This window comes from Bacillus sp. LH1 (assembly GCF_057924895.1).
In genome coordinates this window covers 1,463,494-1,487,400 of sequence record NZ_CM175007.1, presented here as the reverse complement: position 1 = coordinate 1,487,400, position 23,907 = coordinate 1,463,494, and the positions used below count along the sequence as shown (strand labels likewise).

The following is a 23,907-nucleotide window of genomic DNA, read 5'->3' as shown; positions in this document are numbered from 1 at the left end:
TAAAAAACAGCAGAACTTTATTCATTATCAACTTTAAAAACGCATATCTAAATTATACGATTCGGTAAATATACAGAGAATGTAGTTCCTTCTCCAACAACACTTGATACAGAAATTTTACCATCATGGCCTTGAACAATATTTTTCGCAATCGCAAGCCCGAGTCCTGTTCCACCCTTTTTCCCACGTGTTCTTGCTTTATCAGCTTTATAGAAACGATCAAATAAAAATGGAATATCTTCTTCTGGAATGCCTGCACCCGAATCTTGTACTTCAAAAATAAGACCGTTATTTTTCGTATCAATTACAAGCGTTACATGTCCGCCTGCATTCGTATGACGTATTGCGTTATCAATTAAATTCGTCAATACTTGTTCCATACGATCTGCATCAAACGGGTATTGTTCAATTGGACCTTTGAAATCAACCGTTAACGCGACCTCTTTATCCTTTGCAATCCCTTGGAATTTACGACCAATTTTTTCAACAAACGGATGTATATCCACTTCACCAATATGTAACTCTACATGACCGCTTTCCATACGAGCTAAATCTAACAATTCATTTACAAGTTTACCTAAACGAACAGATTCATCATAAATAATTTGAACAAACTCATCTATTTCCTCTTTCGTTTGCACAATATCATCTAAAATCGCTTCACTATACCCTTGCAGCATGACCATTGGTGTACGAAGTTCATGTGATACATTCGCAATAAAATCTTGACGCATCTTTTCAAGACGACGTTCTTCCGTCATATCTCGCAGCACTGCTACAGCTCCACGAATTTTTGTTTGATTGTAAAGCGGCGTCATAAGAACTACATAGTTTCCTTTTTGTAAATTAATTTCAACAACTTGTTGTTGTTCGCTTTCTACAACGAGATGGAATAATTCCACAAGTTCAGAAGGTAGTTTTTTACTGAGCTCTATCTCTTTTTCTTCTTGCCAAACTTGTAAGAAATGTTCGGCCGGCGGATTGATTACAACGACTTCACCTTCTTGATTTAACGTAATAACCCCATCTGCCATACTACTCAAAATACTTGCTAACTGCTCTTTTTCTTGTTGCAAGGCGTTCATATTAAACTTCAACTGTTTTCCCATTTGATTTAAGGCCGTTGCAAGCTCACCAATCTCATCCTGAGATACCATAGGAGCCTTTGCATCAAACTTCCCACGTGACACTTCAAAAGCAACCTCACGCATTTTACGAAGCGGTGCTGTAATCCGAGTAGATAAGAAGAACGCAAAGAAAGTTGTTAATATAATCGCAATTCCAGCCGATAAGAAAATAAAATCAGTTGTTCTTTCCATACCTTGTATCGGTACTTGTAAAGATTCATATACGAACACTGCACTTTGATTTTTTGATTGCACTGGTTTTCCGACGATCATAATATCATTTTCGGTGTTTTTATTCTTCCTACTATTAGACGCTTTTCTAATATTATTCTTAATTTCTTTTTTGTCTGTAAACACAGCCGCTAATTCTTTATCTTCTTTTAAGTCATCCATTGTAAGAGTGACTAACCCTTCTTGTTTCGGTGAAGAAGAGATTTCTTTACCATCTTCTACAATAATAATCCTTGAAAGTGGGTCAGAGAATTTGTAAGCGATATTCTCAATCGTTTTTACATCGGCACCTTCTTCAATTAACTCTGAAACACTTGTTGCAACTTTTTGAAGCCTAGCTTCACTCATATCAACATAATACGTTCTAAAAAACTGTGAAAGTAAAATCGCAACAAATCCAAGAACAAACGAAACGAGAAGTAATATGGTCATCCATAACTTCCCTACTACACTTCTCCAAAGCATCAGTCGTTCACAACCTCAAATTTGTAACCTACACCCCAAACAGTAACGATCATTTTCGCTGCATCTGGTGATTTTTTGCTTAACTTCTCACGTAAACGCTTTACATGTGTATCAACTGTACGTAAATCTCCGAAGAATTCATATTGCCATACTTCTTTTAACAGTTGCTCACGATCGAATACTTTATCAGGAGCTTTCGCTAAAAATAATAGTAACTCATATTCTTTCGGCGTTAAGTTTACTTCATTACCATCTGCAGTAACACGGTGTGCATCGTTATCAATTGTTAAGTGCGGGAATACAGTAACATCTTTTGTCGTTGTATCTTGTGTAAAGAATGTTGTTGGTACAGCACGACGTAATACCGCTTTCACACGTAGTACGACCTCACGTGGACTAAATGGCTTTACAATATAATCATCTGTTCCAACTTCAAATCCTTGTACTCTATTTACTTCTTCACCTTTTGCTGTCAGCATAATAATTGGTGTCGCTTTCTTCTCACGAACCCCTTTACATACTTCAATGCCATCTTTACCAGGCATCATAAGATCTAATAAGATTAAATCGTAATCATTTTGCAACGCCATTTCTAAAGCTGTATCACCATTATCTGCTTCTTCAATCGTATATTGTTCTCTTTCTAAGTACATTTTCAATAAACGACGAATACGATCCTCATCATCTACAATTAAAATTCTTGATTCATTTTCCATCTCTACCCGCTGCGCACTCTCACCTCAGCGGTTCACACCTACCCTTCTTTAACTATTATGTTGCGCTATTCTCGTTTATTTAAGCAATCTTCTAAATGTTTCACTTCCCACATTATGCTTCACAAGAATAATAAATTTTGTTCAATTTTTTTCCAAAACTATGTATTTTTTTTGAACAGCATATAATGTCCTCGACATCATTTTACAAAATCAACCGCTACTTTGTCATGTTTTTCTCAAAAAAGAAGAAAAGTTGACAAAAATAAAATAGGAAAGTGACATGCACTCCCCTATTTTATTTCTCTATGCATATGAATGTAAACCGGCAATAATTAAGTTTACTACAATAAAGTTAAACATAATGATTGCAAAACCAATTACTGCAAGCCAAGCTGACTTCTCTCCATGCCATCCTTTTGATAGGCGTAAATGTAATACTGCCGCATAAAAGAGCCAAGTGATAAGTGCCCAAACCTCTTTTGGATCCCAGCCCCAAAAACGTGTCCACGCTATTTGTGCCCAAATCATCGCAAAAATTAATGCACCTAATGTGAACACTGGGAATCCAATTGCAATAGATCGATATCCGATTTCATCTAGTAAATCACTATTCGTATTCTTTACTAACGGCTGAAGTGCCGCCGATACTCGCTTCCGTAAAACAAGTCTTAATACAATATACAGTAATGTTCCAACTAACACTGACCAAATAACAGTATTTAATTTTTTCGCATTTACAATCGCTGGAACTTCAACTGCCGGTTCTAATTTATTTTCTGTCAGTAACTTCCCTTCGTGCGGTCCAACTAAAGCCGGAAGATTGTATTTCATTTCCACTTGTTGTTCATTTTTATCAATCCATTGAAACTTCGCTTCATATTTCATACTAGAAAATACCGTTGTTACTCCAATAAATCCAACTGTACAAACAAGTGTAAATACTACCGTCTCTAGCCAAAATGTACGTTTACTTCTCGTCGATTGATCTACATTTTTCAATAAATACATAACACCTGTAATAAAACTAATCGCTAAAATGGCTTGTCCTGCTGCTGCCGTCGTCACGTGAATATGTAACCAATTACTTTTTAAAGATGGAATAAGCGGAGATATTTCCCTCGGAAACATACTTGCATAGGCAATTAATAAAAGCGCAACTGGTAATGCAAATAGTCCGATTATGCTTACACGGTACATAAAATACATGACAATAAATGCTCCTACAAGCATCATGCCGAAAAATGTACCGAATTCAAAAAAGTTACTAACTGGCGCATGTCCTGATGCAATCCACCTTGTAACAAAATATACTGTTTGTGCAATAAACCCTAAAATTGTAATCGTTATTCCTACATTTGCCCATTTATGACCCTTTTCTTTAATTGCTCCCCCGAAAAATAGAGTGGCAATTAAATATAAAATAAATGCGGTAAAGAGAAAGTTACTACTTATTTGCACCATATCGTTTCCCCACCTTAACTAATTTTTTTATCAATTACTTTATCATTTGGCTGTGGAATTGCTGTACCTTCTAGTACTCTTTCAATATCTTTCTTTAAACCGAACCAATTTTTATTTGTATGCCCTGCAATCCACCATTCATCATTAACACGTTGTATCCAAATACGGCGATGATTCCAATACATACCTTGAATGACACCAACCATAAATATAAATCCTCCAATGCCGAGAATCCAAAGCGTTAAATCTTTTCTTACAGTAAGTGCTGTGGCATTTTGCATTTCAACACCTGCAAACGACATTTTATATTTGTTGTTTCCATCTGGTTCTATATTTTGCTGAATACCAACAAAACTCACTTCACCATCTGGTGTTTCAGGTGTAAACATTTTAAATACAAATGCAGGATTGTTTGGTAATTTCGTTTTTGTATTTGGTTTTCCATTCTCATCAAAATAAAAATCAGGAAAATAGCTTAATAGTTCTAGAGAATAACCATTTCCTAAATCATATTTTTCCTTAGGATTCGTTAAATCTACTTTAATTGGTCCCCACTTTTGATTATTTTCTTTATTTTGCAAGTTAAAGGACATACTTTTAAATTCACTTTCTTTATAATCCACTTGATACACTGCAAATTGATCAAATTTCAGTGGTTCATTCACTCGAATTTCCGCTTCTTTTACTTTTTCTAATTTCGGTTTTTGTCCTGCTATATTTTCTCCTACTGCTTTATATAATACGGCATTCGTTTGGAAGTTTTTCGCAATCATTTTATCGCCTACACGATCAATCGCTTCATCAAAAACTTCCTTGTCCTTACTTTTATCATAAACTTCTTTTATAAATTTCTCGTTTTTTAAGTAGTATTGTCCATCCGTCCCTGGTATTTCTTTCGTTTCACCGTCACGTAACCAAAGTGCTTCGTCTACGTACATACTCGGTAAAAAACGAAGCATCGCACCGAATAAAAAGATAATAAGACCGATATGATTTACATATGGACCCCAACGCGAGAAGCGTCCCTTTTCTGCTAAAACGTTTCCGTCTTCCACTTTCACGTTATAGTTTCTTTTCTTTAAATTCTCTTGCACTCTTTCCAGGTCACCTTCTTGCGGTGTACCAGTCCCATATAATCTCTGTCTCTTTAAAAAACTAGGATGTCTTTTTACGCCTTGCTTTTTTAAAGCTTTATAAAGTGGAATAACGCGGTCTAAACTACATATCACAAGTGAAATACCGATAGAAGCAATCAAAATCATATACCACCATGAACCGTATAAATTATTAAACCCTAATTGATAGTATAATTGTCCTAAAAATCCATATTCTTGTTTATAATATTCAGCTGGTGCAATACCTGGAGTTATGTACATTTCTTGCGGAAATATAGTTCCTATCGCTGATGCAGCTAAAGTTATTACGATTAGCCATACACCTACTTTTACAGAAGAGAAAAAGCTCCAAATTTTATCGACTATCGTTTTTGTCTGCGTGAGAGATCTCCGTGCACTCCCCTCATAGCGCATATCCAATAGTTTTGCATTTTCATTGCTTTCAAATGGTTTCCCGCAAGCTTCACAAAAAACGGTTCCTATCGGATTAACATGTCCACATTCACATTTAATTTCTTTCAACACTCTCACCGCCCCTGTATCTATATGTACTATTGTATATTCTAACCTCAAGTTACCGCAATACTCAGAATTTTTAAACCAGAGGCACTATAAACACGCACCCCTTATGTAAAGGCTTTCTTTATTACGGAGTAATTTTCTTTAAATACCCTTCTAACTGTTCTTTCGTTTGTTCCCCTATAATTTGCTCCACTACTTTTCCATCTTTATCAATCAAAAAGCTTGTCGGTAAAGGACCTACTCCATATGTTCCTATAATCTTTTGTCCTTTATCAATGGCAACTGGGAATTTCAAACCATATTGGTTCACAAAGTTCTTTACTGCAATATCCGTTTCATCTGCATCTAACGCTATGATTTCAACGCCTTTTTCTTTATACTTTGGATATAATTCATTCATATAAGGCATTTCTTTTTCACAAGGTTTACACCACGTGCCCCAAAAGTTTAAAAATACACCTTTTCCCTTTAAATCTTTTAGTTCAATTTTCTTTCCTTCTAAATCCGTCACAATAAAGTTAGGTGCTTCTTTTCCGATTTGCATTTTCTCTTTATTAGCAAAGAATCCTTGATAAAGGGTAAATCCTACAGCACCACATAAAATGAGTAGAATAATAACGCGAAATAATAAGCGATTTTTCTTCATATTATCTCTCCTCTCCTCGGTAAATGTTATGTATTATCTTCTGTAAATGTTGTATTGAATAAATCACCAGCAGAGCACTCCACTGGTGAATTTTTAACTCTATAGCTTATCTTGGCTTTGTAGAAGCAAGCGCGCGTAATTGTTTCACCTCATGTGGTGTCAATTCTCTCGCATCACCAGGTCGCAGGCTTCCTACTTCTAAGAAAGCATAACGTTCACGTTTTAATTTCACTACTTTACAGTCTAACGCTTCAAACATACGACGTACTTGACGATTACGTCCTTCATGAATTGTTAATTGTACAATAGCCATCTCTTTACGCTTGTCCCAAGAAATAATTTTCACACGTGCTGGTGCTGTTTTACCGTCTTCTAACGTAACACCGCGTTCTAACATGCGAATTTTCTCACCTGTTAATGGCCCTTTTATTTTTGCAACATATGTTTTTTCAACTTTATATCTAGGATGCATTAATACGTTTGCGAAGTCCCCATCGTTTGTCATTAATAATACGCCAGACGTATCATAATCTAAGCGTCCGATTGGGAATAAACGTTGTGTAATTTCCGGGAAAAAGTCCGTTACAACACTTCTTCCTTTATCGTCTGATACACTTGAAATTACGCCAGTTGGTTTATATAGTAAAAAATAAACAGGTTCTTCTTTTTCAAGAGGGATATTATTTACTTCTACTTTATCTTGAGGAGTTACTTTTGTCCCTAACTCTTTCACTATTTTTCCATTAACTTTCACTTTTCCTTGCTGAATTAATTCCTCAGCCTTTCTTCTCGATGCAATACCTGCTTGCGCAATCACTTTTTGTAATCGTTCCATTTCTTTTTTTCACCTCGAATTTATCTTACCTTACATTAGAAAGACTTGGCAACCGCATACGCTTTACGGCTATTCGCTTCATCTTACTTAAACAACATAGCGATGATAATAAACATATAAAGGTCAAATCATGTTTTTACCCTTTATTATTGTCCATATTTTTCATATTTCTCACAATAAAAGTTCATCATTTTGTCAAAAATACCACATAAAAAAACCACTATTAAGCTACACCTTAATAGTGGTCGTATACGTATTATAAGCGAAATAGCGTAAAAAATGAATAGTATTACTGAAACAATAAAGAAACGAACACAATTGAGCATATAATTCCGATTAAATCTGCAAAAAGTCCTACTTTTAGTGCATCCCCCATTTTTCTAATCCCAACCGCTCCAAAATATACAGTTAAAATATAGAAAGTCGTATCTGTGCTCCCTTGCATCGTAGAAGCCAATCTCCCAATAAACGAATCTGGCCCATATGTTGCAATTAAATCGGTCGTAATACTTAAACCAGCAGAGCCTGAAATAGGGCGTATAAGTGCTAAGGGTACAATTTCTGCTGGAACATGGATCAAATCTAACATTGGCTTCATTACCGATATCATTGCATCTAACGCACCTGAAGACCGGAATATAGAAATAGACACAAGCATTCCAACCATAAACGGTAAGATGGAAATTGCAATTTGAATCCCTTCTTTTCCTCCCTCAACGAACGATTCATACGTCGGCACTTTCTTTATTGTGCCATATAAAAGGATAAAACCAATTACACAAGGGATTACCCATAAGGAAATTGTATTTACAATGCTCATTTTTTCCGCCCCTTTCTACTCCTTCTTCGGTAAAAATAGCGGTCAATCCAAATTGCTCCAATCATAGAAAGTACTTGTGCAATAAATGTTACCCCAACAATTTCAGTAGGATTCGCTGATTCATACGTCATTCGAATGGAAATGACTGTCGTAGGAATTAATGTAATAGCTGATGTATTTAATGCTAGAAACGTCACCATAGAACGGCTCGCCGAATCCTTTCCTCCATTTAACTCTTTCAGTTGTTCCATCGCTTTAATACCAAGAGGGGTCGCTGCATTACCTAGACCAAAAAAGTTTGCCATCATATTTGATAGAATAAATCCCATAGACGGATGATCCTTTGGTATTTCTGGAAACAACCTTTTTACTATCGGCATAAAAAGTGTAACTAATTTTTTTAACAATCCAGCTTCCTCTGCAATTTTCATTAAACCGAGCCAAAATACTAAAACACTAATAAGTCCTATACAAATCGTTACCGCATCTTTTGCTCCGTCAAATACAGCTTTATTCACTTCTTCCATCGTTCCATTTATCATGGCGTATACAATCCCAATGACAGCCATCGCTACCCATACGAGATTAACCATCGTTCCCAACACCTATCATGTAAGAAAAAATTTCTTTCACATTATTCCAGTAAAGTCCCGTTGTAGCTACTAACTTTCGTTTACTATAAAATAAATTCCGTTCTCCAACTTTTTCATTACCAACATAAATGTCTGTCTTCCCAACCTTTACTCCATCCGTAAGTTTTGTACTTTTATCGAGTTCAACTTTTAATACTACGTTCTTTTTTTCTTCTTCAGTTAACGGTACCGAAAAACTATTTTTCGTATAAACATGGTTGGCATACTTCTTTTCATTTATTTCAGCAATTGCTCCTTGTCCTAAAACTTTCGTTTGTTTGAAACGGTCAAAACCTTTATCAAACAAATTCATATGATCATCCCAATCACTAGAGGCACTCAAAGTTACGACAATTAAATCTAGTCCACCTTTTGATGCCGTTGTAACAAGCGTTCGCCCAGCTTTCTTCGTAAAGCCTGTTTTTCCCCCTGTTGCAAATTCATAATAAGACGTTACCAGCTTATGTTTATTTTTCCACGGGTAATCCCAAGAATCTGATTTATATGTTTTGGTTCCAAAGATTTTCTTAAATGTCTCGTTTCCCATTGCATATTTCGTTAATAATGCCATATCGTAAGCCGACGAATAATGTGATCCATCTCCATCTAAGCCATGAGGGTTTGAGAAGTGCGTATCTTTCATTCCAATTTCTTTCGCTTTTTGATTCATTAAATATACGAATCCATCTATACTCCCACCCACACTTTCAGCAATTACTTGCGCTGCGTCATTACCAGATCTAAGCATGAGTCCGTATACTAAATCTTCTAACTTCACTTTTTGTCCAGGCTTTAAATAGATTGCCGATCCTTCCACCCTCACCGCTTCATTACTAACTGATACCATTTCTTTCATCTTCCCTGATTCAGCAGCTAATAAGGCGGTCATAATTTTTGTTATACTAGCAATTTTTTGAGGCTCATGTTCTGCCTTTCCGTATAATACACGACCAGACTGTTGCTCCATTAATACAGCATTTCGAGCACTAACATTGCTGTTTATCTTTGCATATGTAGGAATCGGCATAACGCTTGCATACATCATAAGAAGCGTAATGATTACACAAATTCGTCTCATATTTCCCCCCACGTCCTTTTGGCACTTTTTGTACAAGTGTATGCTTGGCCTTTTAAAATATGAACGAAATCTTCCTTCTACTTCCATTAAAAAAGACGCAGAGAATTTGCGTCTAATATGGTGTCCATTCAATTTGTTTCGCAGTTTCAAACCTTTTTTCTACATCAGGCCAATTTACAACATTCCACCAGTTTTTAATATATTCATCTTTTCGATTTTGGTATTGTAAATAATACGCATGTTCCCAGACATCTAGTACAAGGAGCGGTATCGTATCCCATTGTGTAAATAATTGATGAAGTGTACTTTGCAAAATTTCTAACCTTCCAGACCGGGGTACCCAAACGAGAATTGCCCAGCCTGAACCTTCTACTTTAGAGGCTGCTTCTGTAAAATGTTTTTGGAAACGTAAAAAGCTCCCAAAATCTTGTTCAATTTGTTGTGAAAAAGTTCCTCTTGGACTTCCACCACCGTCTTTTTTCATGTTATTCCAAAATATCGTGTGTAAGTAATGACCTGACCCATGAAAAGCCGCTTCCCTTTCCCAATGCTTAATTAAATCAAATTTATTTGTTTTTCTCGCTTCTTCCATCATCTTCTCTGCTTTATTTAATCCTTCCACGTAACTCCGATGATGTTTATCATGATGTAACATCATAATTTCTTTAGAAATATACGGTTCTAACGCATTATATGGATAAGGTAATGGCGGGAGTGTATGTCCTCCAATTGGGACAGCTCGTTCACTATCCCCTCTTTCATATAATTCATATTCCTCTTCTTCTTGCATAAATACTTCCTGCAAGTGATGCTGAATATGTTCTACATCATCGCTTATTTCATACATAAACTCTGCATCTGTTTCATACTCATGCTCTTTCATACGCTCTAATAACGTCTGAATTTTATAAGCAAGCATATGGACATCATACACTTCCATTGCGCGACTATCTAATACGTGAAGAACACTTTCACACCAATTTTCTACTTCATGAAAGTAATCTGTAAATACACCTTGCTGATTCATGTTGCACCTCCCTAATGCTATCCACTTAACTATATTCAATGAAAATCCCTTATATAACTGTACAAAAGGAAAAGAAGCTAAGTCACCTTAGCTTCTTTTCCTCAATCAATATTTGTGTAACATCTTTGTCTGATAATCCGTCTCATAATATTCTAGTTCTTCACGCATCAATTGAAATTTACCTTCTAAACTCTTCATCACTTGCTCTAAAGATGCAGGTGGTGTTTGTTGAAAAACGATAGAATTTTTCCCTGTATATGCAGACCGACTATTTTCATACCAATGATCACTCTTCGGTGAAAAAAACTCTGCAATTACTTGATGGTAAATCTTATATAAAATTTTTTCAGCTGCTGTTTTTCGAAATGGCTGGCTATTCAACAAAACAAAACATGCATCCTGTCCTTCTTCGCAAAAAACGAGAAGTCGTCTCATTGATGCTAATAACCCTTTATAATATCGCTCATTCCCTGCTGGTGTTTCCTCTAATAAAGAAGGTAACGTATGATAATTTACATAATTGGTTATTAAATTAATAGCATCTTCTAAAAATATAGAAACTTGTTCTGTTTGATTTTCAACCATAAAATTAGACATTTTTTCTCTCTCCTTTGCCATTTCACGCTATTTCTACTCTTTTATTTTTATGTAATTCAGCCAATATTTCTTGTACTTTCGACACCGTTCCCTCATCAAAATATTGTTGAAATTCTTCCATATTATTTAAATACAAACGTTTTTGCGCACGAAGCTCCTTATCTTTCATTAAACAACATATCGCTACAATATCGCGCAAATATATGTTTTGTTCTTCTACTTTATACACTGGATTTCCTTCAAAAGGAGTAATTTCTTGTAAAACTTCTTCAAAATATCGAACGTATAAAACCGAAAAAGTTTTCTCTTTACCATTTAATATATATGTCACTTCAGATCTGTTAAAAAAATCTTCTGATGTATTAGGTTTCTCTTTTTCTAACTCATATCCTACGTAACCTTTTATAATCATATACTCCCCCCTCAACCTTCTTTCACCTTATTCTAACTTAATTTTCTGATAAACAAAATATTCTTTTAAATATACCTATATAAAAAATAGCTCCCCTATACAGGAAATTACCTTTTTATTTTTCTTGAAGTTTGTCATAATAATATTATTGTCTCAGTTTTCTTATACAAGGAGAGTTGTATTTATGTCGTTTTCATGGAAACGTTTCTTACAAATCGGGAAAATTATCTTCCCATTTGTTGTATTAACAATTGTATTCTTTCAAGCAAAAAAAGAATTAGCGGGCATTTCTTTTTTAGAAGCGATTGATACAATTAAAAACATTCCAACTGGAGGAGTCTTTTTAGCAATTACACTTGGTGCATTCGCTGTATCAACAATGTTCTTTTATGACTATGTTATGCTTCGTTACTTAAAAGCTGACATTCCTGTCCAAAAGATTTTCCGTATCTCGTGGATTGCTAATACTTTAAATGGATTTATCGGGTTTGGTGGTCTTGTTGGAGCCGGCGTACGCACAATGCTTTATCGTCCATATATAAAAGAAAATGGAAAACTTATTAAAAGTATCGCTTGGATGACAACTGCCTTTATTAATGGATTAGCCATTCTTTCATTTCTTGGTCTTATCGGAATATTAGACACGAGATTTATTTTGCATGAAAAACCATGGCTATGGCCTGTTCTTATCTTCTTCGCTCTTTTCGTCCCTATATATATCGGATTTTCTAAATTAAAAAATAGAAAAGCGACGCAAACAGAGGAACAAGAAGAAGAGGAGAAAAACCCAACTGTTTTATACTCATTAGTTTCATTAGTCGAATGGGTATCTGCTGGTATTGTTATGTACGTCATATTACTATTATTTGGCATTGAAATCGAATTCCAAAAGTTTTTAGGCGTATATGTTATTGCTGCTTTAGCTGGTGTCGTTAGTCTTGTTCCTGGTGGCCTTGGATCATTTGATCTTGTCTTCTTAACTGGGCTTGGGCAATACGGCATCGATACAGGTGTTTTACTCCCTGCTATGTTATTATATCGTCTCGTCTATTACATCTTGCCCTTCTGCCTTGGTCTCATTTTTGCAGCTTTTGAAATGACAGGAGTAGCCATTAAAAAGTTTGAAGATAAACCTTTTATTGCGCCTGCATTAGAGACAACTGGTGTTATATGGACTTTGCAGCGTGACTTTCTAGGAAAGTTAGGTTCTTGGGCATCTGCTGCTTTAACAGTATTTGCTGGCTTAATGGTTATTTTATCAACCATTCTACCGACAAGTATAAATCGGGCACACGCCTTACATATTCTAGCTCCAAAACATCTTATTCAATTTTCTTTTAGCTTATCGCTAACATTCGGTATTCTCCTCCTCATTCTTTCGCGGGGGATATATTACGGAACAAAACGTTCTTATTATATGACGATTGTATCTTTAATTGGAGCGGCTATTTTTAACACACTAAAAGGAATTGATGTTGAAGAAACTTTTATTTTATTAATCGTACTCGCTGTATTGTATATGCTTCGTAAAAGGTTTGTACGTGAGAAAATGGAAGTCTCACTTTCCGATATTGTAAAAGTTTTTATATTCCTACTTGTAACGTTATATTTATATAAAAACTTAGGTATTTTATTTGCAGGTGCAAAAGAAGCTTTCAAACCTGATTTTGTCGTTCGTAATATTACACAAGTAAAACGAAGTGCATTAGCAGCTGCCTTTTTTGTTCCTACTTTTTTACTAATTGGTTCACTCATTGCAAATCGTTATCGAAATGAATTTCCCGGGCAACCAGCTAATGATAAACGATTACAAAACTTCTTAGATGAACATGGTGGAAATGTACTTAGTCATTTAGGTTTTTTAGGAGATAAACAGTTCTTTTTCAGTAGTGATGGAAAAGCACTCATTCTCTTCTCAATAACTGGAAAACGACTTATTGTACTGGGTGATCCAATTGGGGACCCTTCCTCCTATCGTACTGTATTGCAAGAGTTTTTAGCTGAGGCTGATCGATTTGGATACATTTGTGTATTCTATCAAATTGAAAGTAAATGGATGAGTTTATACCACGATTTTGGTTATAACTTCTTTAAGCTTGGTGAAGAAGCTGTTGTTGATTTAAATACCTTTACAATAACAGGAAAGAAACGCGCTGGCATGCGAGCTACTTTCAACCGTTTTGAAAGAGAAGGCTATACATTCTCTATTCATGAGCCACCTTTCTCCGACGAATTATATGAAGAGTTAAGAAAAGTTTCAGATGCATGGCTTGGTGGAAAAAAAGAGAAAGGTTTTTCACTCGGATACTTCGATCGTGAATATATTAGTCGCGCTCCTATCGCAACATTATCTGATGCGGATGGAAAAATTATTGCATTCACAACATTCATGCCTGTATATCAAAACGGATCATTATCTGTCGATTTAATGCGATATTATCCAGATGCGCCTAGCGGCATTATGGACGCAATTTTCATCCACTTATTCCAGTGGGCAAAAGAAAATGAATACCACTCCTTTAATATCGGTATGGCACCACTTTCAAATGTTGGTTTATCCACACAGTCTTTCTGGTCTGAACGAGTGGCTGCTGCAATCTTTAATAACGTTCGTTATACGTATAGTTTCAGCGGATTACGACATTTTAAAGAAAAATATAAACCAGCATGGAGCGGTAAATATTTAGCATTTAGGAAGAATCATTCTTTACCAATTACAATGCTCTCTGTAACAAAATTAATAGGAAAAAGAAAAAACAGCTAAATTCTTAGCTGCTTTTTCTTTTTTGAACTTGTACAATAAATTCTTTTTCATACTTCTTACCATTTATATAGAAATTCCCCCACATTTTATACGTGCCCTCGGCAGGAAATGTAATTCGGTATTGTAATTGCTCATCCGTATCTACAGGCATAGCGTATAAAAAATTCTCCTTCGTTTCATCCACTATATAGAGTGACTCTACTTCTCCTCTCTCTGAATGCAATTTCAATTTTTCACCCTTTTTCGCTTGAAACTGAAATGTTAACGTAACTGGTTCATTCGGATGTAATGCGCCAAATAAAAGAGAAACTTCATACTCTCCTATTTTTTTTGTAAGTACACTGTCGATTGGAAATTTCACTTTTTTCTTATTGTTCTCCTCTTTCGTTCTACCAAAATTCTTCCTAGCGAATGACTCTACGGACTTATTTTTGTCTTCGTATAAAAATATTGTATATTCTTCGTCTTTTGCTATTTTGGAAGATAACTTATATGACCCGTTCCCTGCAAATGTGGGTTTAATTTGTTGTATGTTTTTTAACTGTCCATCTACAATCACTGCCCGCATTTGATCATTTACACCACGAATTTCATTATTCTTGTTGTTTAACAACTGAAATACAATATCTACTTTCTCATTTCCCTTTCCATTTGAAACATCCCACTTTACTTCCTGAACATCTCCTACAGTCTCTTCGTTTTCTTGATATTTTTTTATGTAAAATCCTCCTGCCACAATAAGTACTAACGCAATAAGCCCAATGACAAGATTTTTCAAAACATCACCTACCATTTTTATTGTCTCTATTCATACAAAACTTCTTAAGATATATATTCTAGATTATGATTTATGAAATCCTCCTATTTTGCACATATTACAAATAATAAAAAGATTTTAATTGAAAGGATTCGTAGTGTATAATGCAAATGATATTGATTTCTATCAATACATTATAAGGAGGACTTTTTTATGAGTGTACATATCGAAGCAAAACAAGGCGAAATCGCTGAATCTATTCTATTACCTGGTGATCCATTACGTGCAAAATATATCGCTGAAACATTTCTAGAGGACGTTACTTGCTATAATAATGTGCGTGGTATGTTAGGTTTCACTGGAACTTATAAAGGAAAACGTGTATCTGTTCAAGGTACAGGTATGGGTGTTCCTTCTATTTCTATTTATGTAAACGAATTAATCCAAAGCTACGGAGTTAAAAATTTAATTCGCGTTGGAACTTGCGGTGCAATTCAAAAAGATGTAAAAGTTCGTGATGTTATTATCGCAATGACGGCTTGTACTGATTCTAATATGAACCGTTTAACATTCCCAGGATTTGATTTTGCACCAGCTGCAAACTTTGACCTTTTAAAGAAAGCTTATGATGCTGGAACTGAAAAAGGATTACACGTTCGTGTCGGTAACGTTTTAACAGCAGATGTGTTTTATCGTGAAAGCATGGACATAGTTAAAAAACTTGGAGATTACGGTGTATTAGCAGTAGAAATGGAAACAACTGCTCTTTACACATTAGCAGCGAAATACGGTGTAAATGCATTATCTGTATTAACAGTTAGCGATCACATCTTCACTGGCGAAGAAACAACATCTGAAGAGCGTCAAACTACATTTAACGAAATGATTGAAATCGCTTTAGATGCAGCAATTCAACAATAATACACTAAAGAACTTGTCATACGTCTGGCGAGTTCTTTTTATGTGACTTTTTATAAATAACTACTTTATAAAGAGACAGATTTCTCCCCTCTACTTTCTTGTAACGTTTGTTATAATGAAGTGAAACTTTAATCAGTGGAGGTTTTTTCCATCCCCCACTGATTATTAGTTGAACCAATCGAATTTAACGGGATAAAGAAATCATTTACAGTATTTCTCATAAGAGGTGACGCAGTGAAAAACAGAAGTATTGTCTTTAAACTATTTTTATTAACATCCACTTTATTTACAATCATATTCCTACTTTTTTTCCTAGGACAATCTCTATTTTTAGAGAAATTTTATATTAATAAGAAAGTAAAAACAGTCCAAACTGCTTTTGAAAAATTCGTAGATAATTATGATAAAAGTGATAAAAGTTATGAGCAGGTTAGAAAACTAAAACAAGAATTTCATGATAAAACAAATGCCGATATGCAGTTTTTGGATTCTAACGGTATTATTAAAAGTGATAACAATTACTATATCGATGTATTTAATCCCAATAATAATAAACAGTATTCCATTCCACTCAACAATCTTTTAACACCAGAAGAATATAATAAATTCGAAAATTTAGGTTTAAAAAAAGATGTAATGATCAATGTTGATGGAGTCGTACAAGAGAATAATATAATCACACCACAAAAATTAGGAACGAATTATAATCAATGGCAGAACGAACATTTCTATTCGGATTTTCAGTCAATTAATGGTAACCCTTCTAAGAACAGACTTGCAAGCCGATACAAATCTACAACTCGAATCGTCTTTACAGGTGTTATAACTAAGTTACAGCTCCCATCCAAAGCGGAGGTTCGTCTTGCAAATGATATTGAAACATTACAAGCCGTTCAATATTTTGCAGATATGATTAGAGAGGGAACTTCTAACTCGAACCAATTAAGTACTTTCATATTAGATGGCGGAGAAAATATAAAAAATAGTATCTTTGTAAAACCGATTATAGAAAATGGAAGGATTACAGAATACGCTTTTGCGATAGCATCTTTGCAGCCTGTTAATGAAGCGATGCTCGTTTTAAAAGATTATTATGTCTATGCCTTAATCATCGTGTTTCTCGTAATTATTTTGTTATCCTTCTACTACTCAAAAATCATTGTTAAGCCATTAATTAAAATAAATCGTGTTACAAAAAAAATGGCTAATTTTGATTTCAGCGAGAAATTACCTGTTACAGCTGACGATGAAATTGGCGGGCTTTCTGGCAGTATCAATACATTATCTGTAAATTTAAAAGATCGAATCGATCGATTAAATGTTGCTAATACAAAGTTACAACAAGATATTGAACGTGAACGTCAATTAGAAAAAACAAGAAAAGAATTCATTTCTGGCGTATCACACGAATTAAAAACACCGCTAAGTGTAATTAGAAGTTTTGCAGAAGGAATTAAAGATGGTGTTAGTAAGGATACTTCGTATTATACTGATGTTATTTTAGAAGAAACAGAAAATATGAACAGGCTGATTGTTGAAATGTTAGAATTAGCAAAGTTGGAATCTGGTACTTACAAACTAGATATGACGACGTTCTCAATCGGTGAATTAACGCAACAAGTCTACACAAAATTATTATTTAGCATGGAAGAAAAACATTTACAAGTGAACATCGATGCAGACCCTTCTATACTTGTTAAAGCAAATCGCAGTCGCATTGAGCAAGTAGTTGTGAACTTACTAAGTAATGCAATCCGTTATACGCCAGAGGGAGAAAAAATACAAGTCTCCATTATAGAAGCAGAAGATACCGTAAAAGTCGAAATCGAGAATACAGGAAACCCTATCCCTGAAGAAAGTCTTGAAAAAATTTGGGATCGCTTCTATCGTCTAGATGCATCACGTAGCCGTCACACTGGAGGTACCGGTCTCGGATTATCTATTGTAAAAAACATTTTAGACCTCCATCATGCCGAATACGGTGTGTATAATACGACTAACAGTGTTGTATTCTATTTCAATTTACAAAAAGTAAAAGAAGTCAAATAATTTGTCTTAATTTCACTAGGAGTTCACATGAAATTCACACTCTCCCTTTATAGTAAGAAACAAGTTAATCCTTTCCTTTACACATATAAAAGAGGAGAGTGCGTGAAATGAAACAAGCAGGACAACCTATTCAAAATGAAAAACAATTAGAAACTATCAAAAATATACTTTTACAATCTTCGAAACGTGATGGCTTATTATTCGTATTAGCTGTAAATTCTGGCTTAAAAGTAAGTGAAATCTTACAATTAAAAGTTAGTGATGTAATTGATGAAAATGAAAATGTTCGCCATTCCATTTTATTTTACAATGAAAAAGTGAAGAAACATAAATGGTTTGCTGTAAATGAAGACTTACAGCACGCAATCGAAGACTACATGAAAGAACGTAAAACTTGGAAACGTAATGAACCATTATTAAAATCTCAAAAAGGAACAAAATCTATTACGAGACAACATGCATGGTACATTTTAAACAAAGCTGCAAAAGAAGTTGGATTAGAAGGGATTAGCTCACATACACTTCGAAAAACTTGGGGTTATTGTGCATACAAATCAGGTGTTGATATTGCATTTTTACAACACTTCTTTGATCACAGTACTCCATCAAAAACTTTAAAGTATATCGGTATTGCTTAATAACTCTTATACATAAAAAAGGTTACCATTTGAAAATTTGGTAACCTTTTTTATATTTCATATTCTCTTTTCTTGTCTCTCCTATACTGTAGTGGTACTCTAATAATAAGGGGGAGAAATTATGAACACACTTACAATTGAATTACCAAAAGAAACGGCTGAAAAACTTGATTTATTAAAACAAGCTTATGAAAAGAAAACAGGTGCTTCTATCTCTGAGAGCACTCTCGTTCAAACACTTATCTCAAAAGAATTTATCCAGGCGATAACTCCTTTTGATTTGCAACAATTCGTCAACGGAAAAGAACAGCATTAATGCTGTTCTTTTTTTATCTCTATTTAAAATATACAAAGTTTTTTATATATTTTTAGAAAAACCATTGACAATGATAATGATAACCATTATCATTTATTATGAAGCCAACAATTGATGAATCAACCAAACGCTCAGTAACATTGTTACCCCTCTTTTTCATATAGAAAGGCACTGTACATTCCCCCTGTTTGTACAGTGCCTTTCTTGTTTATTATCATTCAAAAAAATTTAATTGCTCCGGCTTCGGCTCACCATATGTAATGTTCATCATTTTCATAAGCTGTTTCGCATTATCTGCTGCATCCCCACCTGAATTGTTGTTAAACAGTACGTATATATCCTTTGTTTTCTTTTTTAATTGCTCTAATCGTTCACCCCATTCTTCCAGTTCTTTATTGTTGTAGCGATATAAACAGCGAACTGCTCTCCAGTTTTCCCCTTTATCAAGCCAACCATGAACATTTCGACCGTGAAAACGTATTAATGCCATGTCTGAATTCGTAACCTCTAACACGAGTGGCACAGAACCTATCCCAGCCTGTGGTTCATCACAAATTGTATGAATCCATTTCTCTTGTTCTAGAAACTGTAACGTCCTATCTCTCATTTCTGGATAAAACCATGTTTGATTTCGAAATTCTATTGCACATGGTAAACCTTCCATTTTTTCTTTCGTATATCGAAGAAAATCTACATTTTTCTTTTTACAATCAAACCATGGTGGATATTGAAATAAAATCGTTTTTAATTTACCAGCTTCAATTAAAGGAAGAATAGATTGTTTATATACATCAAACATCTCATCGAACGTAGAAAAAGGAATTTCACCTTTCATATGTCCTGTCATTCCTTGATATGCTTTTACGATAAAAGAAAAATCTTTCGGTGTTTCCATTGCCCATTTTGTATAGTTTCGTGCAGGTTGCATCGCATAAAATGAGCTATCCACTTCTACTATAGGAAAATACTCGCTGTATGTTCGTAATTTATTTCTATTTTCATAGGGATTTATGTATAAAGAATCATGATCTCCCCATCCTGTCACTCCAATAAACAGCACATATACCCCTCCCTTTTTAACTTCATCTTCTATTCACTTTCCAAACACTTTGCATCATGTAGCCTTTTCTTTAAGAGTATCCTTATAAAAATATGATATACTATATGGAAGAATTTTTAAAATGAGGGGTTATTTATTTATGCTTCCAAACGATGCTACTGTATCTCATGAAAAACGAATTGAAGAACTAGAAACTAAAGTACGTTTTTATGAAGAACTTGTGAATCAATTACCACATCATTTCACATACAAAAATCCACATATTGGTTTACGAATAAAGAAAACTAGAACAACCCATTCCATTCAAGAAATACCAAAAGAGAATAAAGAGGCTCATTTTCAACTTACTTGTGATTCATTATTTTTATTTGAACAACTCGAAAAACACTTTGTACATATTTTTGATGCCTTTTCACATCATGTAACTTTTGTCGATAATAAAGGGAATATTACTTTATGTAATCAAGTTGCTGCAGATGATTTCGGTGTAATACGAAATGATATTATCGGAAAACCGATTCAACAATTACTAAACTTGCCGGAAGAAAAAATTAAAGCGATTGAAACATTAAAAACGGGAACAGAACTATATAATGAAGAAGTTTTAGACAAAAACTATGGCATTATAAATAACCGAATTATTCGTGATTATAACGGGGAGATTTTTAGAGTTATTAGTGTCTTTCATTATTTAAATACAGAACGTGATGCAGAGAAGTTTTCGTTAGCAGGGCGAATCGCAGCTGGAATTGCACACGAAGTACGAAATCCTCTTACAACAGTACGAGGATACTTACAATTTTTACAAGAAAGTGTTTCTCCATCTAATAAAGAACTATTTAAAAATTTACTTATTCCTGAATTAGATCGAGCAAATAGTATCATTACAAAATTTTTATCTCTTTCAAAAACACGTGAATTTAAAAGAGAACCCTTTCCCATTAATACATTTTTACGTGAGTATATTCAACAGTTACTAGCTAGCGAAGTCTTTTTACATAACATTTCAATTGATTATAATTTTTCTACCGAATTAGATGATATATTAGTTCATATTGATCGTCATGAACTTGTGCAAGTTTTTTTAAACTTATTCCAGAACGCTGTCGATGCTCAAGGAGAAAAAAAACTTTCTATCCAAATCACTAGTTACCGCCTAGATAATTTTGTTCGTATTACTTTCACTGATAATGGGACTGGTATTCCACCAGCGATTCAAGACTATATCTTTGATCCATTCTTCTCAACAAAAGATTCCGGCACAGGTTTGGGCTTGTCAGTAACGAAAAAAATTATTCAAAATCATAACGGTACATTAAAAATGACTAGTAATGAAGATGGTACTACTTTTACTATTTCAATTCCAATCTTACCTAAAACAGCCCTTGAAAGATTAAATCAATACAAATAAAATCCAATCCACGAACTGCATGTCAATTGTTACATCCTTCAACAATTGACATGCAGTTTTTATGTTGAACTTTTCTTCTTTACATTATATAAAACCTTCTCTATATTTTACTTATTTTTTGCTAGCTGGGCCGATTTCTTATTTTTTTAGAAATGGTAGTTTGTCCAGCACGGATTTAGTAGAAATTTCATTTTAATATATAGTAATGACTATTGATTCTATGAAAGAAAGGAATGAAAAGATGAACAATAAAAATAAAGGAAAAGTATTTTATGGTAATGATTGTTGTGAAGTCAGAACTTGCAGTCACATTAACATCTCTAAGTCCGAACTTACAGAATTCGTTAGACTTCTTCAAGCTCTTGGCCAAGCTATTCAAGCTGTCTTTCAAAACCCTTCTCAAAATAATATCAATAACTTGATCGCTGCCCTAAATAACTTACAAAAATTCCTCAATTGCTTAGATTTATCTCCAGCACAAAAACAAATTGGAAATTCTATTATTGCTAATCTATTAACTATTTTAAGAACAACACCTTTCTCGTGCGGAGCATTGTACGTTGAGCTACAAAGCTTGCTTAATTATTTATTGTATATCGCTAAGTTATTCAAAGTAGATTGTTGTACGATTGACAAACTAGTTAGACTCATAACAGAGATCCAAACTATCCTAGTTCAATACGGATCAGGTTGTCTTGGAGGTGGAGGAGCAACTGGCGCTACTGGCGCTACTGGTGCTACGGGTGCTACTGGGCCTCAAGGACCGGCGGGTGCTACGGGTGCTACCGGGCCTCAAGGACCGGCGGGTGCGCAAGGTGCTACTGGACCTCAAGGACCTCAAGGTGCTCAAGGACCAGCAGGTGTTCAAGGTGCTACTGGACCTCAAGGGCCTCAAGGTATTCAAGGACCAGCGGGTGCTACTGGCGCTACTGGTGCGCAAGGTGCTCAAGGACCAGCAGGTGCTACTGGACCTCAAGGACCTCAAGGTATTCAAGGACCAGCGGGTGCTACTGGCGCTACTGGACCTCAAGGTATCCAAGGACCAGCAGGTGCTACTGGCGCTACTGGTGCGCAAGGTGCTCAAGGACCAGCGGGTGCTACTGGCGCTACTGGACCTCAAGGTATCCAAGGACCAGCAGGTGCTACTGGCGCTACTGGTGCGCAAGGTGCTCAAGGACCAGCGGGTGCTACTGGCGCTACTGGACCTCAAGGACCTCAAGGTATCCAAGGACCAGCGGGTGCTACTGGCGCTACTGGACCTCAAGGACCTCAAGGTATCCAAGGACCAGCAGGTGCTACTGGTGCTACTGGTGCTACTGGTGCTACTGGTGCGCAAGGTGCTACTGGTGCTACTGGCGCTACTGGACCTCAAGGACCTCAAGGTATCCAAGGACCAGCGGGTGCTACTGGCGCTACTGGTGCGCAAGGTGCTCAAGGACCAGCGGGTGCTACTGGCGCTACTGGACCTCAAGGTATCCAAGGACCAGCGGGTGCTACTGGCGCTACTGGACCTCAAGGTATCCAAGGACCAGCAGGTGCTACTGGCGCTACTGGGCCTCAAGGTATTCAAGGACCAGCGGGTGCTACTGGCGCTACTGGACCTCAAGGTATCCAAGGACCAGCAGGTGCTACTGGTGCTACTGGGCCTCAAGGTATTCAAGGACCAGCGGGTGCTACTGGCGCTACTGGACCTCAAGGTATCCAAGGACCAGCAGGTGCTACTGGCGCTACTGGACCAGCGGGTACGCCAATTCCTGTAACGATCGCAGCAATCGGAAACTCCAATGCTCAAACAATATCACCTGGAATGAATATCCAATTCAACCAAGTTTTCGAAATAAATAATATCGATTTCAATGACACTACAGATACTCTAACAGTTTTAGAAACAGGCGTATATGATATTAGTTTCTCAGCATCTACAACTTTCCCAGGATCTTCACCGTTTGGATTCGGTATTTCATTCAACGGCCAACCACCTACTCGTAATTTCTCAACTAACGTTATCGGTAGTGCTGTATCGTTCTCTACAATCGTTACTTTACAAGCTGGTACAACAATTTCTGTACAACCTACAGCAAACACTATTTCTATTCCAAACACGGGCGATACAACTGCAACACTATCTGTATTCCGAATTTACTAATTTTCACTTGAAAAATATATTTATAATAATATGTATCGTTTAACCGTGCATTAAATCTCTCTTTATATAGAAAGGAGCACTTATTTGGGAGGATAAGTGCTCCTTCTTTACGTTTCTTTACCTCAAATTTACTCTATCTTAATCCTCTTTTTGTATGATAA

General features: G+C 35.5%; 21 protein-coding genes. 7 read left to right on the top strand and 14 right to left on the bottom strand.

Features of this window, described 5'->3' with window-relative positions:
• Positions 1–47 precede the first annotated feature (47 nt).
• From resE to ACX9TM_RS07770, 12 genes are all read right to left on the bottom strand, one after another.
• Positions 48–1,823 (bottom strand): sensor histidine kinase ResE, encoded by a 1,776-nt coding sequence (gene resE, locus ACX9TM_RS07825; RefSeq protein ID WP_000964677.1) that lies wholly within the window; start codon positions 1,821–1,823, stop codon positions 48–50.
• Positions 1,823–2,539: a DNA-binding response regulator ResD gene (resD, locus tag ACX9TM_RS07820; RefSeq protein WP_000426861.1), complete on the bottom strand. Its 717-nt coding sequence runs from the start codon at positions 2,537–2,539 to the stop codon at positions 1,823–1,825. Before resD ends, resE begins: the two co-directional genes overlap by 1 nt.
• Before the next feature lie 303 nt (positions 2,540–2,842).
• Positions 2,843–4,000 carry a cytochrome c biogenesis protein ResC gene (gene resC, locus ACX9TM_RS07815; protein ID WP_000250083.1) on the bottom strand — a complete coding sequence of 386 codons (1,158 nt, stop codon included), beginning with the start codon at positions 3,998–4,000 and terminating at the stop codon, positions 2,843–2,845.
• Positions 4,001–4,014: 14 nt separating this feature from the next.
• Positions 4,015–5,640 carry a cytochrome c biogenesis protein ResB gene (resB, locus tag ACX9TM_RS07810; RefSeq protein ID WP_000910522.1) on the bottom strand — a complete coding sequence of 542 codons (1,626 nt, stop codon included), beginning with the start codon at positions 5,638–5,640 and terminating at the stop codon, positions 4,015–4,017.
• A gap of 121 nt (positions 5,641–5,761) precedes the next feature.
• Complete coding sequence (gene resA, locus ACX9TM_RS07805) at positions 5,762–6,283, bottom strand: thiol-disulfide oxidoreductase ResA (RefSeq protein ID WP_000742192.1); 522 nt, start codon at positions 6,281–6,283, stop codon at positions 5,762–5,764.
• A 106-nt stretch (positions 6,284–6,389) separates the two neighbouring features.
• Positions 6,390–7,118, bottom strand: coding sequence for a 23S rRNA pseudouridine(2605) synthase RluB (gene rluB / locus ACX9TM_RS07800; RefSeq protein ID WP_000440556.1), 729 nt, complete (start codon positions 7,116–7,118; stop codon positions 6,390–6,392).
• Positions 7,119–7,407: 289 nt separating this feature from the next.
• Positions 7,408–7,938 (bottom strand): spore maturation protein SpmB, encoded by a 531-nt coding sequence (spmB, locus tag ACX9TM_RS07795; protein ID WP_000029514.1) that lies wholly within the window; start codon positions 7,936–7,938, stop codon positions 7,408–7,410.
• Complete coding sequence (gene spmA, locus ACX9TM_RS07790) at positions 7,935–8,531, bottom strand: spore maturation protein SpmA (RefSeq protein ID WP_000247811.1); 597 nt, start codon at positions 8,529–8,531, stop codon at positions 7,935–7,937. Before spmA ends, spmB begins: the two co-directional genes overlap by 4 nt.
• Positions 8,524–9,648: a D-alanyl-D-alanine carboxypeptidase family protein gene (locus ACX9TM_RS07785; RefSeq protein WP_001252635.1), complete on the bottom strand. Its 1,125-nt coding sequence runs from the start codon at positions 9,646–9,648 to the stop codon at positions 8,524–8,526. The genes spmA and ACX9TM_RS07785 overlap by 8 nt, the downstream gene beginning before the upstream one ends.
• Positions 9,649–9,760: 112 nt before the next feature.
• Positions 9,761–10,675 carry a superoxide dismutase gene (locus tag ACX9TM_RS07780; protein WP_001075741.1) on the bottom strand — a complete coding sequence of 305 codons (915 nt, stop codon included), beginning with the start codon at positions 10,673–10,675 and terminating at the stop codon, positions 9,761–9,763.
• A gap of 105 nt (positions 10,676–10,780) precedes the next feature.
• Complete coding sequence (locus ACX9TM_RS07775) at positions 10,781–11,272, bottom strand: YpuI family protein (protein ID WP_000064519.1); 492 nt, start codon at positions 11,270–11,272, stop codon at positions 10,781–10,783.
• A gap of 22 nt (positions 11,273–11,294) precedes the next feature.
• Positions 11,295–11,684 (bottom strand): hypothetical protein, encoded by a 390-nt coding sequence (locus ACX9TM_RS07770; RefSeq protein ID WP_000584367.1) that lies wholly within the window; start codon positions 11,682–11,684, stop codon positions 11,295–11,297.
• Positions 11,685–11,868: 184 nt separating this feature from the next.
• Here ACX9TM_RS07770 and mprF point away from each other — a divergent pair, with 184 nt between their 5' ends.
• On the top strand, positions 11,869–14,448 hold the full coding sequence (gene mprF / locus ACX9TM_RS07765) for a bifunctional lysylphosphatidylglycerol flippase/synthetase MprF (protein WP_000010848.1): 2,580 nt from the start codon (positions 11,869–11,871) through the stop codon (positions 14,446–14,448).
• Positions 14,449–14,452: 4 nt separating this feature from the next.
• Here the strand turns inward: mprF and ACX9TM_RS07760 are convergent, their stop codons facing one another.
• Positions 14,453–15,241 (bottom strand): DUF8832 domain-containing protein, encoded by a 789-nt coding sequence (locus ACX9TM_RS07760; RefSeq protein WP_065382300.1) that lies wholly within the window; start codon positions 15,239–15,241, stop codon positions 14,453–14,455.
• Positions 15,242–15,418: 177 nt separating this feature from the next.
• Here ACX9TM_RS07760 and deoD point away from each other — a divergent pair, with 177 nt between their 5' ends.
• From deoD to ACX9TM_RS07740, 4 genes are all read left to right on the top strand, one after another.
• On the top strand, positions 15,419–16,126 hold the full coding sequence (gene deoD, locus ACX9TM_RS07755) for a purine-nucleoside phosphorylase (RefSeq protein WP_000110703.1): 708 nt from the start codon (positions 15,419–15,421) through the stop codon (positions 16,124–16,126).
• A 234-nt stretch (positions 16,127–16,360) separates the two neighbouring features.
• On the top strand, positions 16,361–18,175 hold the full coding sequence (locus tag ACX9TM_RS07750; protein ID WP_065382301.1) for a sensor histidine kinase: 1,815 nt from the start codon (positions 16,361–16,363) through the stop codon (positions 18,173–18,175).
• Between the two features lie 107 nt (positions 18,176–18,282).
• The gene (locus ACX9TM_RS07745) at positions 18,283–18,813 is read left to right on the top strand and encodes a tyrosine-type recombinase/integrase (protein ID WP_000806236.1); all 531 of its coding nucleotides are present in this window, start codon (positions 18,283–18,285) and stop codon (positions 18,811–18,813) included.
• Positions 18,814–18,934: 121 nt separating this feature from the next.
• Positions 18,935–19,129 carry a DUF3924 domain-containing protein gene (locus tag ACX9TM_RS07740; RefSeq protein WP_001094860.1) on the top strand — a complete coding sequence of 65 codons (195 nt, stop codon included), beginning with the start codon at positions 18,935–18,937 and terminating at the stop codon, positions 19,127–19,129.
• 214 nt (positions 19,130–19,343) lie between these two features.
• On the opposite strand, the gene ACX9TM_RS07735 is transcribed toward ACX9TM_RS07740, so the two are convergent.
• Complete coding sequence (locus tag ACX9TM_RS07735; RefSeq protein WP_065382302.1) at positions 19,344–20,189, bottom strand: DUF72 domain-containing protein; 846 nt, start codon at positions 20,187–20,189, stop codon at positions 19,344–19,346.
• 139 nt (positions 20,190–20,328) lie between these two features.
• Between ACX9TM_RS07735 and ACX9TM_RS07730 the strand changes: the two genes are divergently transcribed.
• Both ACX9TM_RS07730 and ACX9TM_RS07725 read left to right on the top strand, forming a co-directional pair.
• Complete coding sequence (locus tag ACX9TM_RS07730; RefSeq protein WP_065382303.1) at positions 20,329–21,600, top strand: ATP-binding protein; 1,272 nt, start codon at positions 20,329–20,331, stop codon at positions 21,598–21,600.
• 241 nt (positions 21,601–21,841) lie between these two features.
• Positions 21,842–23,746, top strand: a complete 1,905-nt coding sequence (locus ACX9TM_RS07725; RefSeq protein WP_148663864.1) for a Gly-Xaa-Xaa repeat protein — start codon at positions 21,842–21,844, stop codon at positions 23,744–23,746.
• Positions 23,747–23,907 lie beyond the last annotated feature (161 nt).

Bases quoted from the DNA above. Each gene is read 5' to 3' on its own strand.
- resE (WP_000964677.1), bottom strand. From the start codon at position 1,823: ATGCTTTGGAGAAGTGTAGTAGGGAAGTTATGGATGACCATATTACTT.
- resD (WP_000426861.1), bottom strand. From the start codon at position 2,539: ATGGAAAATGAATCAAGAATTTTAATTGTAGATGATGAGGATCGTATT.
- resC (WP_000250083.1), bottom strand. From the start codon at position 4,000: ATGGTGCAAATAAGTAGTAACTTTCTCTTTACCGCATTTATTTTATAT.
- resA (WP_000742192.1), bottom strand. From the start codon at position 6,283: ATGAAGAAAAATCGCTTATTATTTCGCGTTATTATTCTACTCATTTTA.
- rluB (WP_000440556.1), bottom strand. From the start codon at position 7,118: ATGGAACGATTACAAAAAGTGATTGCGCAAGCAGGTATTGCATCGAGA.
- spmB (WP_000029514.1), bottom strand. From the start codon at position 7,938: ATGAGCATTGTAAATACAATTTCCTTATGGGTAATCCCTTGTGTAATT.
- spmA (WP_000247811.1), bottom strand. From the start codon at position 8,531: ATGGTTAATCTCGTATGGGTAGCGATGGCTGTCATTGGGATTGTATAC.
- ACX9TM_RS07785 (WP_001252635.1), bottom strand. From the start codon at position 9,648: ATGAGACGAATTTGTGTAATCATTACGCTTCTTATGATGTATGCAAGC.
- ACX9TM_RS07780 (WP_001075741.1), bottom strand. From the start codon at position 10,675: ATGAATCAGCAAGGTGTATTTACAGATTACTTTCATGAAGTAGAAAAT.
- ACX9TM_RS07775 (WP_000064519.1), bottom strand. From the start codon at position 11,272: ATGTCTAATTTTATGGTTGAAAATCAAACAGAACAAGTTTCTATATTT.
- ACX9TM_RS07770 (WP_000584367.1), bottom strand. From the start codon at position 11,684: ATGATTATAAAAGGTTACGTAGGATATGAGTTAGAAAAAGAGAAACCT.
- mprF (WP_000010848.1), top strand. From the start codon at position 11,869: ATGTCGTTTTCATGGAAACGTTTCTTACAAATCGGGAAAATTATCTTC.
- ACX9TM_RS07760 (WP_065382300.1), bottom strand. From the start codon at position 15,241: ATGGTAGGTGATGTTTTGAAAAATCTTGTCATTGGGCTTATTGCGTTA.
- deoD (WP_000110703.1), top strand. From the start codon at position 15,419: ATGAGTGTACATATCGAAGCAAAACAAGGCGAAATCGCTGAATCTATT.
- ACX9TM_RS07745 (WP_000806236.1), top strand. From the start codon at position 18,283: ATGAAACAAGCAGGACAACCTATTCAAAATGAAAAACAATTAGAAACT.
- ACX9TM_RS07740 (WP_001094860.1), top strand. From the start codon at position 18,935: ATGAACACACTTACAATTGAATTACCAAAAGAAACGGCTGAAAAACTT.
- ACX9TM_RS07730 (WP_065382303.1), top strand. From the start codon at position 20,329: ATGCTTCCAAACGATGCTACTGTATCTCATGAAAAACGAATTGAAGAA.
- ACX9TM_RS07725 (WP_148663864.1), top strand. From the start codon at position 21,842: ATGAACAATAAAAATAAAGGAAAAGTATTTTATGGTAATGATTGTTGT.